A 14,660-nucleotide genomic window follows, 5' to 3' on the forward strand; every position below is an offset into this window, starting at 1 on the left:
CTACTGCCCGGGTATCAGCAACCGCGCCGCCGCGGCAGCCGTCCGGGGGCCGACCCCCAGCGCCAGCGCCGCCCGCAGGTCCTCACCGGTGTCCACGTCCTGCCGTACGGAATCGACATCGTCGAGACGGAGTTCCGCGGCTCCCGAGGCGTGGTGGCGGCGCCGGGAATCCGGACCGAAGGCCGGACGCAATTCCTCGCCCGCCGCCGCGGCCAACAAGGTCGTGCCGAGGGCCGCCGCGTCCGGGAGAAAAGCGCGCGGGAATTCCGCGGCCGCGTCCAGGACCCGGGCCAATTCCAGGGGGCGCAACGCCGGCAGATCGGCGTTCAGGGCCGCCAGGGCGCTTTCGGGGCGCGCGGAGCGCACGGCGGACGCTCCGTGCCGCAGAGCCGCGTTCAGGCCGCCCCGGGGCTCGTCGGGGACGATGCGGGCGCCCAGGGCCGCCAGTTCACGGCCGGCCAGGGCGTCGTCCGTGACGACCGCCACATCGCGGACCGCCGGGCAGGTCAGCGCCGCCGCCACCGTGTCCTGGGCGAAGGCGAGGGCCAGACCCGGACGCACCCCGTCCCCGGCCGTGTCCGAGAGCCTGCTCTTGGCCCGCGCCAGGGGTTTCAGCGGGATGACCAACGTCCACTGCACGAGCGTTCCGTCCTTCTCTTCTCACGGTCATTGTCACTCAGTCGTCACGCGGCCCATCTGGCGGTGTCGGCGGCGGGGCGTACGGTGTTCTCGACAGACAGACGGCCCGGGGCGACACTTGTGCGGCCCCCCGGCCCAAGAGGAAGGTGTCCGCGTGCCCCGCCGCAGAATCGGCTTCTGGTACCGCCTGGCAGCGGTGATCGCCAAACCGCCGCTCGTGGTTCTGATCAAGCGGGACTGGCGCGGATTGGAGAACATTCCGGCCGACGGCGGTTTTATCACCGCGGTCAACCACAATTCGCACATCGATCCCTTCGCGTACGCGCACTTTCAGTACAACACCGGGCGCGTTCCGCGATTCCTCGCGAAGAGCGGTCTTTTCAAGAAGGGATTCGTCGGCGCCGTCATGCGCGGCACCGGTCAGATCCCCGTCTACCGCGAGAGCACCGACGCGCTGAGCGCTTTCCGGGCCGCGATCGAGGCCGTGGAGCGCGGTGAATGCGTCGCCTTCTACCCCGAGGGCACCATCACCCGCGACCCCGACCAGTGGCCCATGATCGGCAAGACCGGCGCCGCGCGCGTGGCCCTTCAGACCAAGTGCCCGGTCGTCCCGGTCGCCCAGTGGGGCGCCAACGAGGTGCTGCCGCCCTACGCCAAGAAGCTCCACCTCTTCCCGCGCAAGACGCACCACGTCCTCGCCGGCCCGCCCGTGGACCTCTCGCGCTTCTACGGCAAGGACATGACCCAGGACCTCCTGAAGGAGGCCACCGAGGTCATCATGGCCGCCATCACCGCCCAGCTGGAGATCATCCGGGGCGAGAAGGCGCCCGGGACGGCGTACGACCCACGCCGCGAGCGGATCGAGCAGCGGCGCCGGACCCAGGCCCAGAGCGGTCACGAGGGGGAGAAGAGCAAGTGAGCAAGCCCGTCAAGGCGGCCGTCTTCGGCACCGGTTCATGGGGTACCGCCTTCGGCATGGTGCTCGCCGACGCGGGGTGCGAGGTCACCCTCTGGGCGCGGCGTCCCGAACTCGCGGAAGCGGTCAACTCCACGCGTACGAACCCGGACTACCTCCCCGGCGTCGAACTCCCGGAGAACCTCCGGGCGACCGCGGACGCCGCCGAGGCCGCGCGCGACGCCGAGTTGACCGTCCTCGCGATCCCCTCGCAGACCCTGCGCGCCAACCTCGCCGAGTGGACCCCGCTGCTCGCCCCCGACACCGTCCTCGTCTCGCTCATGAAGGGCGTCGAACTCGGTTCGGCCATGCGGATGAGCGAGGTCGTCGAGGACGTCGCCAAGGTGGGCCAGGACCGCATCGCCGTGGTCACCGGGCCCAACCTCGCCCGGGAGATCGCCGCCCGGATGCCGGCCGCCGCCGTGGTCGCCTGCACCGACGAGACGGTCGCCACCCGCCTCCAGGCCTCCTGCCACACGCCGTACTTCCGCCCGTACACCAACACCGACGTGGTGGGCTGCGAACTGGGCGGTGCCGTGAAGAACGTCATCGGCCTCGCCGTCGGCATCGCGGACGGCATGGGGCTCGGCGACAACGCCAAGGGCTCGCTCATCACGCGCGGTCTCGCGGAGACGACCCGTCTGGGCCTGGCGATGGGCGCGGACCCCCTCACCTTCTCCGGACTCGCCGGTCTCGGCGACCTGGTGGCGACCTGCTCCTCGCCGCTGTCGCGCAACCACACCTTCGGCACCAACCTCGGCAAGGGCATGACCCTCCAGGAGACCATCGCGGTCACCAAGCAGACCGCCGAGGGCGTCAAGTCCTGTGAGTCCGTGCTGGATCTGGCCCGCAGGCACGGCGTCGACATGCCCATCACCGAGACCGTCGTCGGCATCGTGCACGAGGGCAAGTCCCCGGTGGTCGCCGTCAAGGAGCTGATGTCGCGCAGCGCGAAGCCCGAGCGACACTGAGCTACGACCTCGCCGTTCGCCTCGTCCACCACCGGGGCGGACGCTGTATCGGGGCACTACCAACGGGTACTCTCAACGCGATATGAGCACCGAGAACCTCCCCCAGAGCCCTGAGCAGCCGCCTCGCAAGCCGCGCGTGGCCGTCGTGTTCGGCGGGCGCAGCTCCGAACACGGGATCTCCGTGGTCACCGCCGGCGCCGTCCTCAAGGCCATCGACCGGACGAAGTACGACGTCCTGCCGATCGGCATCACCCAGGACGGCCGCTGGGCGCTCACCGCCGACGAACCGGAACGCATGGCGATCACCGATCGCCGTACGCCGAACGTCACGGAGCTCGCCGAGTCGCACGAGGGCGGTGTGGTGCTCCCCGTGGACCCCGCGAACCGCGAAGTCGTCTACAGCGAGCCCGGATCGGTGCCCAAGGCGCTCGGCGAGGTCGACGTCGTCTTCCCCGTCCTGCACGGCCCCTACGGCGAGGACGGCACCCTCCAGGGCCTTCTGGAGCTCTCCGGGGTCCCGTACGTCGGCTCGGGCGTGCTCGCCTCGGCCGTCGGCCAGGACAAGGAGTACATGAAGCGGGTGTTCACCTCCTTCGGGCTCAAGGTCGGCCCGTACGTGGTGATCCGGCCGCGCGAGTGGGAGCGGGACGAGTCCGCCGCCCGCAAGAAGATCGTCGACTTCGCGGGCGAGCACGGCTGGCCGCTGTTCGTGAAGCCCGCGCGCGCAGGTTCCTCGATCGGCATCACCAAGGTCGACGACCTCTCCGGCCTGGACGAGGCGATCGCCGAGGCGCAGAGCCACGACCCGAAGATCCTCGTCGAGGCGGCGCTGCGGGGGCGCGAGATCGAGTGCGGTGTCCTGGAGTTCGAGGACGGCCCGCGCGCGTCGGTCCCGGCCGAGATCCCGCCGCCGCAGGAGCACGCGTACTACGACTTCGAGGCGAAGTACATCGACTCGACCCCGGGGATCGTGCCGGCGCCGCTCACGCCCGAGGAGACGGCCGAGGTCCAGCGGCTCGCGGTCGACGCCTTCGACGCGGCCTCCTGCGAGGGGCTGGTCCGTGCGGACTTCTTCCTCACCGAGGACGGCGAGTTCGTCATCAACGAGATCAACACCCTGCCCGGCTTCACGCCGATCTCGATGTACCCGCAGATGTGGGAGAAGAGCGGGATCAGCTACCCGGAACTGGTGAGCAGGCTGATCGAGGCGGCACTGCGGAGGTCTACGGGGCTGCGGTAGCGGGGGCTCGGCCGGCGGGTCGTGGGCCTGGGGCTGGGTCTGCGCCTGGGCCTGCGTCGGCCGGGTTGGGCCTGGCGTCGGCTGGGTTGGGCGTGGCGTCGGCTGGGCGGTGGGCTCGTGTGGGCTGGTCGTGGTCGCGGTCTTGGGTGCGGGGCAGCCGGGTTGGCGGGTCTGGGGCGCCGGTCGGCGGATCGTGTCGGGTGGTGCCAGGTCTGCGGCTGCCGGTCGAGGCTCGCGTCGGGCGGGTGCAGGTCTGCGGCCGCCGATGGGCGGGTCGTGCGTCGGCTGGTCGAGGGTTCGGTTCGGCTGGGTCGGCGGGCCTTGTGCCGGCTGGGCGGTGGGCTCCTGTCCGTCGGCCGAGAGTTCGAGCCGGCGACGTCGTCGGCAGGGTTCGCGTCTGACCGCTTTGCGGCTCGGGTCGGTCGGGCCGTGCCCCGTGTCAGCCGTCCGTGACTCGCTCGGACAGTCTGGCTTCACGTCAGCCGTCTGTGACCCCCGCTCGGCCAGTGCGCTCTCGCGTCAGCCCTCCGTGACCCGCTCGGCCGGTCCGGACCCGGAGTCAGCCGCTCGGCCGGCCCGGACCCCGCGTCAGACGGCAGCGCGTCGTGCTACGGGCCCTCAACGACGTCTCCTTCGACCTGGACCTCCCTGTGACCTCGGCGGAGCACTTGCCACGTGAGGCCGCGGAACTGACACAGCCGAAGCTGACCGAGGCCCTCGACTGATCGGCACCGGCGTCCGAGCGGTCCACCTCGGCCAGTAACCGTCACCGCTGTCCGCGGGCCCGCGGCCGATCGGCGCAGCAGATGCCGTGGGCCGGCCTCGGTGGCTAGTCGGCGATTCCCTCGGGGATCGTCTTCTTGACGGCCGGTGCCAGGTCCACGAGCGGTGCCATGCCGTTCCCGGTGCGCTGTTTCGGGATCGTCACCTCGACGTACGCCTTGCGCAGGGTCGTGGTGAAGCGGAACGAGCCGTCGTCCTGCTTCTCCAGCAGCCACCCCACCCCGTTGACCTCCACGCCGTCGGCCTCCGGATCGTCCATCTTCGAGGGCCGCTGTACACCGCACCGCAGTATGATCGCCGGGTCACCCCAGCCCGCGGTCAGCGCGGATGCCGGCTCGGGGTCCCGGCGATCCTGACCGTCGACCTTGGACGGCAGCGCCTTGTCGAGGTTCTCGCACAGCTCGGTGACTTCCGTGCCCGGGCTGGGAACCGCGGCCCGGGTGCCGTCGTCTGCTGAGGAGCAGCCCGCAATGGTGATCAGCGTGAGGAGCGCGGGCAGGCCGATGAGCCGGCGACGGAAATCAATCACCGGCCAAGGGTAGACGGGGGCTACAGATGGACCACCGGGCAGGTCAGGGTGCGAGTGATGCCGTCCACCTGCTGGACCTTGGCGACCACCATCCGGCCCAGGTCGTCTACGGTGTCGGCTTGCGCGCGGACGATCACGTCATACGGTCCTGTCACGTCCTCGGCCTGGATGATTCCAGGAATCTTGCTGATCGTCTCGGCGACGGTCGACGCCTTGCCGACCTCCGTCTGGATCAGGATGTACGCCTGTACCACGGAACCTCCAGGGCGGCCACGAGGATCATGTGGGGAAAAGGAACGCCACGGTATCGCGTCGTCGCTCACCACGGGGAGACCCGCGGGGGCGTGGACGCCCGCGCCGGGGTGCGGACACGACAGAAGTTCACGGTCCCCTCGACCGTATCGAGGACACTGATGACGCGCGACCGGGCACGACACGGCACAGAAGGGGCGTAAGCGCCATGAAGGGCACTGTTGGTGAGCTCGGGGAGTTCGGGCTCATCAGGGAGCTCACCTCCCGTCTCACCACCACCCCGGCGGTCCGGGTGGGCCCCGGCGACGACGCCGCGGTGGTCGCCGCACCCGACCGCAGGGTCGTCGCGAGCACCGACATCCTCCTGGAGGGCCGGCACTTCCGCCGCGACTGGTCCACGGCCTACGACGTGGGCCGCAAGGCCGCCGCGCAGAACCTCGCGGACATCGCCGCCATGGGCGCGGTGCCGACCGCCCTGCTGCTCGGCCTGGTCGTGCCCGCCGAACTCCCCGTGACCTGGCCCTCGGAGCTCATGGACGGCCTGCGCGACGAGTGCCAGGTGGCCGGCGCCTCGGTGGTCGGCGGGGACGTCGTACGAGGGGACACGATCATGGTCTCCATCACCGCCCTCGGCGATCTGCGGGGCCAGGAGCCCGTCACCCGGGCCGGCGCCCAGCCCGGCGACCTCGTCGCGGTGACCGGCTGGCTGGGCTGGTCCGCGGCCGGGTACGCGGTGCTCGCCCGGGGCTTCCGCTCGCCCCGCGCGTTCGTGGAGGCGCACCGGCGCCCCGAGCCGCCGTACCACGCGGGCCCGGCCGCCGCGGCGCTCGGCGCGACCGCGATGTGCGACGTGAGCGACGGGCTGATCGCCGACCTCGGACACATCGCCGAGGCCAGCAAGGTCCGCATCGACGTGCGCTCCGGCGCGATCGACATCCCCTCGCAGATGAACGACATCGGGCAGGCCGTCGGGGTCGACCCCCTCCAGTGGGTGCTGACCGGGGGAGAGGACCACGCGATCGTGGCGACCTTCCACCCGGACGTGAAGCTGCCGGCCCGCTGGAAGGTGATCGGCGAGGTCCTCAACCCCTCGGCGCTGCCCCAGGTGACGGTGGACGGCGCCCCCTGGACGAGCAAGGGCGGCTGGGACCACTTCGGCGAGGACATCGAGCCGTGAGGCCGCCGCTGGTGCTCACGGTGGCGGGCTCCGACTCCGGCGGCGGGGCCGGCATCCAGGCCGACCTGAAGACCATGCTCGCGCTGGGTGTACACGGCATGAGCGTGGTCACCGCCGTCACCGCGCAGAACTCCCTTGGTGTGCAGGGTGCTTGGGAGCTGCCGGTGGAGGCGGTCCGGGCGCAGTACCGCAGTGTCGTGGACGACATCGGCGTCCAGGCCGTCAAGACCGGGATGCTCGCCTCGGCCGAACTCGTCGAGACGGTCGCCGAGTTGCTCGGCTCTACCGGTGTCCCGACCGTGGTCGACCCGGTCGGTGTCTCCAAGCACGGGGACTCCCTGCTGGCGTCGACCGCCCTGGAGTCCATGCGGCGCAAGCTGCTCCCGGTGGCCACGGTCGCCACTCCGAACCTCGACGAGGTGGCCCAACTCACCGGCGTCCGCGTCGAGTCGGAGTCCGGCATGAGGGAGGCCGCCGACGCCGTCCTGTCGTTCGGGCCGGCCTGGGTGCTCATCAAGGGCGGCCATCTGAGCGGGGACGCCGTCGACCTGCTCACCGACGGCTCCGAGGAGCACTGGCTGCGCGCGCCCCGCCACGACAACCGCCATACGCACGGCACGGGGTGCACGCTCGCCTCCGCGATCGCCTCCCAGCTCGCGAAGGGCCGGTCCGTCCCGGAGGCGGTGGCGGACGCGAAGGACTATGTCACCGGCGCGATCGCGTCCGGCTTCGCGCTGGGCGGCGGGATCGGACCGGTGGATCACGGATGGCGGTTCCGTCAGGACACCGACGCGTAATACATGAATACGGAGTCCATGACCACGGAGTCCATGAACACAGCAAAAAGCCGGCCCACCTTCCGGTGGACCGGCTCTGCAGCGAACCAGCAGTGGCCGCGCGCTTCAGCGGTGCGTCAGCGCGAGACCTTGCCGGCCTTGATGCACGAGGTGCAGACGTTCAGGCGCTTAGGCGTCCCGCCGATCACGGTACGGACGTGCTGGATGTTCGGGTTCCAGCGACGGGACGTACGGCGGTGCGAGAAGGACACGCTGTTGCCGAAGCCCGGCCCCTTGCCACAGACGTCGCAGTTGGCAGCCACGGGTCACTCCAAAGACTTCAGATGCACTTACGGTGGGATCCCGGCGGGCCGGGATCGAGATCGCAGGATCAAAGATCTGAGTGGCGCTGCCAGGGGAATGGCCCGATCGGGATCGGGCAACCGGAGCAGCATACAACGACTGCGCCAGTAGAACGAAACTACCATGGCTGATCAGGCACTCGCTCCCGGCCCTCTTCCGGCGGACGCCCGCCCGGGGTCTACGCTGCGTCCAGTCCAGCAGCCCGAGGAGGCGCAGGTGGCGCAGGTGCCGCAGACATTCTTCGATGCTCTCGCGGTGCGCACCTGGTGCGGTCTCGCGCTGCGGGCGCTGGGTCGGGCGCGCGAGGAGATCGACGCGATCAACGTCTATCCCGTCGCCGACGGGGACACCGGCACCAACCTGTATCTGACGGCGGAGTCGGCGGCCGCGGCCGTGGAGGCCGTCTTCGAGGCCCACACTGCCCATGAGCTGGGGAAACCCGCACTCGCCGACGCCGCGCGCGCGATGGCGCACGGCGCCCTCATAGGCGCCCGCGGCAACTCCGGCACGATCCTCGCCCAGTTGCTGCGCGGCATGGCCCAGGTGCTGGCCGCCGACAGTGAGACGCCTCACACGGACGGCGAGGGACTGCGACTCGCCCTGCGGCAGGCCGCCGACTCCGCCCGCCAGGCCGTCGCCCACCCCGTGGAGGGCACGGTCCTCACGGTCGCCTCGGCCGCCGCCGACGCGGCCGAGCGCACGGACGGCGACTGCGGGACGGTCGCACGGGCCGCCTACGACGGGGCCCGCGCCGCCCTCGCCGAGACCCCGGCCCGGCTGGCAGTCCTGGGGCGGGCCGGAGTGGTGGACGCCGGCGGACGCGGGCTGGTGGCGGTACTGGCGGCCCTGGTGGAGACGTTCACCGGCGAGACGCCGAGGGCCGTTCCTGTGGCGGCCGATCCGGAGCACGCGCGCGGGGCGGCCGGTCCGGAGCACGCGCGCGGGGCGGCCGGTCCGGAGCACGCGCGCGGGGCGGGCGCTACGGCCGTCACGTCCCCCGAGATCGTCGCGGAGGTGTCCGACGTCCCCGCGACCCCCCTGGACGAGTGCGCCGACGGCCCGGAGACCGGCGGCCCCGCCTTCGAGGTGATCTACCTCCTGGAGGCCGACGACACCGCCGTGGCGCGGCTGCGGGAGCGGCTCGACGGGCTCGGCGAGTCCCTCGTGGTGGTCGGCGGCGACGGACTGTGGAACGTCCATGTGCACGTCGACGACGCGGGCGCCGCCGTGGAGGCGGGCGTGGAGGCCGGCCGGCCGTACCGGATACGGATCACCCACTTCGGCGTCGGCGACGTCCACACCACCGGCGCCGAACGGCCGCCCCGCGAGCGCGCCCAGCGGGCCGTCGTCGCCGTAGTGCCCGGCGAGGGCCTGGCCGGGCTCTACGCCGAGGCCGGCGCGACCACCGTGCTCGCCCGGCCCGGGGAGCCGCCCGCGAGCGGCGAGCTCGTGCAGGCCGTACGGCGCGCCCACGCGCGCGAGGTCGTGCTGCTGCCCAACGACGCCGACCTGCGCCACACCGCCGCCGCGGCGGCCGAGCAGGCCCGCGCGGAGGGCATCCGGGTCGCACTGATCCCGACCCGGTCCGCGGTCCAGGGCATCGCGGCGCTCGCCGTGCACGAGCCGGAGCGGCGGTTCGACGAGGACGTCGTCCAGATGACCTCGGCGGCCGGCGCGACCCGCCATGCCGAGGTCGTCGTCGCGGAACGCCAGTCCTGGACCATGGCCGGCATCTGCCAGGCCGGTGACGTCCTCGGTCTCATCGACGGGGACGTGGCCGTGATCGGCTCGGACGTCACCGCCACCGCGGAGAGCGTCCTCGACCGCATGCTCTCGGCCGGCGGTGAACTGGTCACCCTCGTCCTCGGCGACGAGGCCCCCGAGACCGTCGCCGACCACCTGGAGACACGGGTGCGGGAGGCGTACCTCGCGGTGGACACCGTGGTGTACCGGGGCGGGCGGCAGGGGGCCGTGCTGCTCATCGGGGTCGAGTAGGCCGGGAGCCGGGACCGGAAGGCGGCACGGGTCAGTCCTGCTGCTCCTCCATCTGCTCCTCCATGAGCGCCAGCATCTGGGCGGCCTCGGCGCGACGGGCCTGTGCCGTCGCGTCGCCGGCGTCGCGACGGGTCGGTTCCGTCCCACCGTCGGCGTCGCGACGATCCCGTCCCGTCGTGTCGTCGCCGGAGGGAGAGCCGTCGGAGCCGTAGGCGGCCAGCACCGCACGCGCGCGTGCCGCCGCCTCCTCCGGGCGGCTCAGGTCGGCCGCCAGCCAGCCGGCCGCGAGCTCGGCGCCGGTCCGGGCGTCCAGGGCGTCCCCGCCGAGCGAGGCGAACAGCACGATCGACTCGGCCACCTGCGTCAGCGCCTCCTCCAGCACCGCCCGGATCGAGTCGTCCTCGGCGTCCTCGGACACCGAACGGGCCAGCAGGTCACCGAACTGCCGGTGGGTGTGCCCGAGTTCGCCGACCAGCCGGGCCCGGGCCTCCTCGTCGCTCCCCACGTCACCCAGCGCGGCCTCGCACTCCTGGACCGCCTGCGCCATCAACTCCCGCGCCGCGTCCGCCCCGTCCTCGGCCCGCAGCGCGAGCCACGCCCGGGCCCGCAGGGAGCGGATCAGGCCGTGCACATTGCCGATCTCGCGCCACAGGCCACCCGCGCGGGCGTACGCCCGGTCCGCCTCGGCCGGCAGCCCCGCGGCCCCGAGGGACTCGGCGGCGAGGTGGGCGAGCGTCGCGTGGTCGTGCTGCTCCGGCCAGTGCCGGGCGATCTCCGCGGCCTGAAGACGCCGTTCGGCCGCCTCCCGGTGCTCGCCCAGCTCACTGAGGCAGTCACCGAGCCACCACTGCGTCTGGACGACCACCCCGTCGCCGTGCGTCTCGGGGCGCAGGTCGGGCAGCGCCGACTCCAGGACCTCCGCGGCCTCGGCCCACCGCCCCAGCCGCACCAGGTAGCCACCCAGCTGGTGCCGGGCCCAGGCCCCGAGCGTCCGGCCCTCCCCGGCCTCGTCGGCCCAGTGCGCCGCCTCCAGGGCGTGCTCGGCGGCCTCCTCGGCGAGTCCCCGGCCCCCGACGACCTCGGCGAGCTGGAGCCGCAGCTGGGCCCGCCCGACCGGCTCCAGATGCGGCCCGCCGTGCTCCAGGGCCGCCCGCAGCGCCCGCTCGGTCCCGGCCAGGTCGCCCAGGTGGTGCAGGAGTCCGGCCAGACGGGCCTCGTACTCCACCGCGAACCACGGCAGCCCCGCCTCCACGAACCCGACCGCGGCCCAGGTGAACAGCTCCGCCGCCGACTCCACGTCCCCGGTCCGCGCGGCCAGCTCCGCCAGCATCGCCTGGGCCTCGGCGACCCGCGCGGCGAGCCGTACGTCGTCCTCGGTGCGCCCCTCCACGAGGGCAAGCACCTCCCGCACGGCCCGCTCGGCCTCGGAGAGGATCTCGCCCTCACCGCCCTCTCCGGCCTCCTGCACCTGCCGCATCAGGATCCGCGCCCGCGACATCACCACGGACGCGGTCTGCCGTACGCCGGTGCCGTCCGCCGCGTAGAGCGCGAGGACCTCGTCGTACGGCCCGGCGACCGCCGTGAGTGCCTCGTCGATCTCTCCGGCCAGGGCCCGGACGTACGCCGCACGCGCGTGTGCGGCCAGTGCCTCGCCGGGGTCGCCCGCTTGCGCGTACAGCTCGGCGGCCTGTTCGAAGAGCCCGGTGCCCTCGGGGCCGCGGTCCATCGCCTCGTGGTCGGCTATCTCGGCACGGTCGCGCGGGTCCAGTTCGACGTCCTGCGCGGCCCGTGCGACCGCCGCCCACGCCTCCACGGCGTTCGGCTGGAGGGTGTCCGACAACCGTCGGGCCTCGGCGATCAGCGCGGGCAGATCGGGCTCCTGCGCGAGGACGGGGGCCGGGGGAGCCGGCGGGGGAGCGGCGACCGTCCGGACCGCCCGCACCCCGAGCGGCAGCCGGTCCACCAGCGGCCGCTGCGCCATGCGCGCGCGTGCCCGCTCGCCGACATGGGACGTGCCGTTGCGCTCGTCGAAGCGGGCGGCCAGCGCGAGGGCCTCCTCGCGCGCGTGGGCGGCGAGTTCGGCCGCGGTCCACGACCGGCCCGAAGGCCCCGGCACCGGCCGGTCGGCCGGACCGAGCTCGACGAGACGGTCCATGAGCAGCGCCACCACCGCCATGAAGTCCAGCCTGCTGCGCGGATGACCGTCGTCCGTGAAGTACGCGGGACGCTCCGCGAGCAGCTCCAGGCCGCGCGCCTCGTTGCCGCTGAGCGCGCAGAACTCGACATGGTCCGCGTAGGCGCCGCGCATGCTCTCCATGGACCGCACGAGCCGGAAGCCCCGCAGATGGTTGGCGCGCGCCTCCTCGAGGCGCCCCAGCCGCAGCAGCGGCGCCAGTGAGGAGGCGAGGGCCGCGTGCGGCTCGTGGGCGCAGGTGAACTCGCCCTCCAGGACCGGCGCCCACAGGTCGAGCGCCTCCGCGTCCCGGCCCTGCCGCACCTGCCACCAGCCCTGCTCGTGCAGCTCGCAGGCGTGGCAGTCGGCCATGGCGTCCCGGTCCGCGGCCAGCCACGCGGCGTACGCGCGCTCGGCCCGCGCCCGGTCCCCGATGTGCGCGGCCACGCTGTACTCGGCGCTGCGCACGGCCCGTTCGGAGTGTCCCGCCAGCCGGTAGCGGTGCTCCATCTCGCCGAGCCACTTCTCCATCGCGGCGAGCGGGATGTGCGGCTGGTCGAGCATCCCGGCCGTCATCCACTTGAAGACCCAGTGCAGCGAGTGCGTCTCGTACTCGTCGAAGTCCTCGGGGCGCTCGTCCCACATGCGCAGCAGCCGCGCGAAGGGGACGAACATCTTGGCCTTCTCGGAGCTGTAGTTGTAGACCTTCAGCTGGTGTCCGAGCGCCTCGATCACCGCGAGCGGGATGTTCAGCTTCTCCGCCTCGGCGAGCAGCTGCTCCGCGCGCGCGTTGCGGGCGGGACCCTCCGGCTCCTCGGAGTTCTCCGCCATCGCGCGGCGCAGCGCGTCGAACGCGGCCTCGCCGTCGAACGCCGCCGCCCCGTCGAATCCGCTCATCAGCGGCCCTCCTCGCCGTTCGTGGCCCACTCCAGGAGGCCGATGAAGGCTCGGTTCAGCAACGCCGAGTCCGCGGGCCTGAGCGGGCGCTGGGCCATCAGCAGCGCCTGCCCGTACAGGGACTCGGTGGCGGTGCCGATCAGTTCCGGATCGCCGAGCGCACCGATCCGCCGTACCAGAGGGCTCAGGTGGTTCAGCACGAGACGCGCGCGGGGGGCGCTGCCGCGCAGCGAGCCGAGGATGCCCGCCCACAGGTCGTCGGCCTGCTCCTCGGCGTCCGCCCGCGCCTGCTCGTGCCGTGCGTCCCGGTCGTCCAGGTGCAGCGCGGGCACGGACAGCGGCCGGAAGGCGCGCAGGACCACGTCACAGCCCAGCGGATCCAGCTTGGCCCGCGCGGCCGCCAGGAACCCGGACAGCGCCAGCTCCTCCGCCGGATCGACCAGGTCCATGTGGGCCGTGACGGTGTCCGCGTCCAGCTCGGTGACGACCGTCCCCGGCCGCACCGAGGGCAACGCCTCGACCAGGTCGCTGTCGTACGTGTAGCCGCCGTTGACGACCCCGATGCCCTGCGCTGAGGCGATCGGCGCGACCTGCCGGTACTCCTCGACGGTCCGCGTGAAGTGCACCACCGGATGCCGCTGGGCGAACTCCTCCAGGGACAGCCGCCCGTCGGTCGTCTCGAACGGCAGCCAGGGCAGCATCGTGCGCAGCATCTCCCGGTCGTGCCGCGCGAGCGACTTCACGCCCAGGTGGTGCACGGACAGGAAGGCCCCGAGCCGTTCCGGGTCCCCGGCGGCCATCCCCGTCAGCCAGGACCGGATCCGCTCCCCGAGCGCCTCCCGTACGGCGGCCAGCGTCTCGTCCTCGTACAGCGACTCGCGCGAGGCCGTGGGCCGCAGGCTGTCGGTGTCCAGGACGCAGCGCACGAAGAACGCCCAGTCGGGCAGCAGCTGTTCGGCCCGCTCCGTCAGCAGCATGCCCTTGAGGTGCACGCGATGGGTCGCCCGCTGGGCGGGACTCACGGCGGAGGGCAGCACGTACGCGACGCCACGGACGCCCGCCAGCGGCACGTTCAGCTCGATCGAGTCCAGCGGGGTGAAGCCGAACAGGTCGTGGCAGTGCCGGGCCAGGGCCACCCTGCGGTTGGCCGGGGACGGGTACTGACGGTCCCAGGGCGCGGGCAGATCGGTGACCGCCTCCTCGCCGACCCGGACGTCGTACGGCAGCAGGGAGCCGAAGTCCCGCGCCAGCTGGAGCACCCGCTCGGGTGCGAGCCACTCACCGGTGCCCGCCCGCGCGACCAGGTACACGGTCGTCCCCGGCTCCGGACGGGCGTCGGCGGGCAACGTCCGCACCCGGTACGAACCGTCGTCGCTCGCCGTCCACTCCACGGGCGGGGCGTCCGGCGTACGGGCGCTGCGGCTGACCACCCGGATCCGCTCGGCGACCACGAAACAGGCCAGCAGACCGATGCCGAACTGCCCGAGGAAGTCCGAGCGCGCCTCCTGGAGCCCCTCGGCCCGCTTGGAGCTGCGCCCGATGGTGGCCAGCAGGTTGTGCACGTCCGCCTCGGTGAGCCCGACCCCGGAGTCCTCGACCCGCAGGGTGCCCTCCCCGGCGTACAGCCGCACTCTGGCCGGGGCGTCCGGCTCCTCGGCCCGCCGGGCCGTGATGGCGTCCACCGCGTTCTGGAGCAGCTCGCGCAGGTAGACCTTGGGGCTGGAGTACAGGTGATGGGAGAGGAGGTCCACCAGACCGCGCAGGTCGACCTGGAACGTATGAGGTTGCTGAGGTACCTGGGGTGTCTGTGATGACTGTGAGGTCTGGGAATCCATCGTCGCAGCGCCGGTGGGGGGAACGTTCGCGCGGCGCGGGGTCGGGCGGTCCCGGGTGGGGCGGTGACCGCGGGG

The 14,660-nt window shown here is 72.7% G+C and carries 12 protein-coding genes; 6 read left to right on the forward strand and 6 right to left on the reverse strand.

The features are described from left to right. Nucleotides 1-639: a 2-phospho-L-lactate guanylyltransferase gene (cofC, locus tag AQJ54_RS05820; protein WP_062234487.1), complete on the reverse strand. Its 639-nt coding sequence runs from the start codon at nucleotides 637-639 to the stop codon at nucleotides 1-3. A 154-nt stretch (nucleotides 640-793) separates the two neighbouring features. Here cofC and AQJ54_RS05825 point away from each other — a divergent pair, with 154 nt between their 5' ends. The 3 genes from AQJ54_RS05825 to AQJ54_RS05835 all read left to right on the forward strand — a co-directional run bounded on the left by AQJ54_RS05825 (nucleotide 794) and on the right by AQJ54_RS05835 (nucleotide 3,805). After that, complete coding sequence (locus AQJ54_RS05825) at nucleotides 794-1,558, forward strand: lysophospholipid acyltransferase family protein (protein ID WP_062234490.1); 765 nt, start codon at nucleotides 794-796, stop codon at nucleotides 1,556-1,558. Further along, nucleotides 1,555-2,565: an NAD(P)H-dependent glycerol-3-phosphate dehydrogenase gene (locus AQJ54_RS05830; protein WP_062234493.1), complete on the forward strand. Its 1,011-nt coding sequence runs from the start codon at nucleotides 1,555-1,557 to the stop codon at nucleotides 2,563-2,565. Before AQJ54_RS05825 ends, AQJ54_RS05830 begins: the two co-directional genes overlap by 4 nt. 82 nt (nucleotides 2,566-2,647) lie before the next feature. Continuing rightward, a complete protein-coding gene (locus tag AQJ54_RS05835; RefSeq protein WP_062026768.1) occupies nucleotides 2,648-3,805 on the forward strand; it encodes a D-alanine--D-alanine ligase family protein in 1,158 nt (385 codons plus the stop codon). An 829-nt stretch (nucleotides 3,806-4,634) separates the two neighbouring features. Here AQJ54_RS05835 and AQJ54_RS05840 read toward each other — a convergent pair. Together AQJ54_RS05840 and AQJ54_RS05845 are read right to left on the reverse strand one after the other, a co-directional pair. After that, the gene (locus AQJ54_RS05840; RefSeq protein ID WP_062026767.1) at nucleotides 4,635-5,117 is read right to left on the reverse strand and encodes a DUF3515 domain-containing protein; all 483 of its coding nucleotides are present in this window, start codon (nucleotides 5,115-5,117) and stop codon (nucleotides 4,635-4,637) included. Between the two features lie 20 nt (nucleotides 5,118-5,137). After that, on the reverse strand, nucleotides 5,138-5,371 hold the full coding sequence (locus AQJ54_RS05845) for an Lrp/AsnC family transcriptional regulator (protein ID WP_020138723.1): 234 nt from the start codon (nucleotides 5,369-5,371) through the stop codon (nucleotides 5,138-5,140). Between the two features lie 206 nt (nucleotides 5,372-5,577). On the opposite strand from AQJ54_RS05845, the gene AQJ54_RS05850 reads away from it, so the two are divergent. Both AQJ54_RS05850 and thiD read left to right on the forward strand, forming a co-directional pair. Then, nucleotides 5,578-6,546 (forward strand): thiamine-phosphate kinase, encoded by a 969-nt coding sequence (locus tag AQJ54_RS05850; RefSeq protein ID WP_030315884.1) that lies wholly within the window; start codon nucleotides 5,578-5,580, stop codon nucleotides 6,544-6,546. Next, nucleotides 6,543-7,343: a bifunctional hydroxymethylpyrimidine kinase/phosphomethylpyrimidine kinase gene (thiD, locus tag AQJ54_RS05855; RefSeq protein WP_062234496.1), complete on the forward strand. Its 801-nt coding sequence runs from the start codon at nucleotides 6,543-6,545 to the stop codon at nucleotides 7,341-7,343. Before AQJ54_RS05850 ends, thiD begins: the two co-directional genes overlap by 4 nt. A gap of 116 nt (nucleotides 7,344-7,459) precedes the next feature. On the opposite strand, the gene rpmB is transcribed toward thiD, so the two are convergent. Continuing rightward, nucleotides 7,460-7,645, reverse strand: coding sequence for a 50S ribosomal protein L28 (gene rpmB, locus AQJ54_RS05860; protein WP_020138726.1), 186 nt, complete (start codon nucleotides 7,643-7,645; stop codon nucleotides 7,460-7,462). A gap of 256 nt (nucleotides 7,646-7,901) precedes the next feature. Here rpmB and AQJ54_RS05865 point away from each other — a divergent pair, with 256 nt between their 5' ends. Next, nucleotides 7,902-9,680, forward strand: coding sequence for a DAK2 domain-containing protein (locus AQJ54_RS05865; RefSeq protein WP_062234499.1), 1,779 nt, complete (start codon nucleotides 7,902-7,904; stop codon nucleotides 9,678-9,680). A 31-nt stretch (nucleotides 9,681-9,711) separates the two neighbouring features. On the opposite strand, the gene AQJ54_RS05870 is transcribed toward AQJ54_RS05865, so the two are convergent. Both AQJ54_RS05870 and AQJ54_RS05875 read right to left on the reverse strand, forming a co-directional pair. Beyond that, entirely contained in the window at nucleotides 9,712-12,750 is a 3,039-nt protein-coding gene (locus AQJ54_RS05870; protein WP_062234502.1) for a hypothetical protein, read from the reverse strand. Further along, entirely contained in the window at nucleotides 12,750-14,585 is a 1,836-nt protein-coding gene (locus AQJ54_RS05875; protein WP_079069749.1) for an HSP90 family protein, read from the reverse strand. The genes AQJ54_RS05870 and AQJ54_RS05875 overlap by 1 nt, the downstream gene beginning before the upstream one ends. Nucleotides 14,586-14,660 lie beyond the last annotated feature (75 nt).

Source organism: Streptomyces griseorubiginosus, assembly GCF_001514195.1.
In the GTDB taxonomy this organism is placed as follows: domain Bacteria; phylum Actinomycetota; class Actinomycetes; order Streptomycetales; family Streptomycetaceae; genus Streptomyces; species Streptomyces griseorubiginosus.

Bases quoted from the DNA above. Each gene is read 5' to 3' on its own strand.
- AQJ54_RS05835 (WP_062026768.1), top strand. From the start codon at position 2,648: ATGAGCACCGAGAACCTCCCCCAGAGCCCTGAGCAGCCGCCTCGCAAG.
- AQJ54_RS05850 (WP_030315884.1), top strand. From the start codon at position 5,578: ATGAAGGGCACTGTTGGTGAGCTCGGGGAGTTCGGGCTCATCAGGGAG.
- AQJ54_RS05870 (WP_062234502.1), bottom strand. From the start codon at position 12,750: ATGAGCGGATTCGACGGGGCGGCGGCGTTCGACGGCGAGGCCGCGTTC.
- AQJ54_RS05875 (WP_079069749.1), bottom strand. From the start codon at position 14,585: ATGGATTCCCAGACCTCACAGTCATCACAGACACCCCAGGTACCTCAG.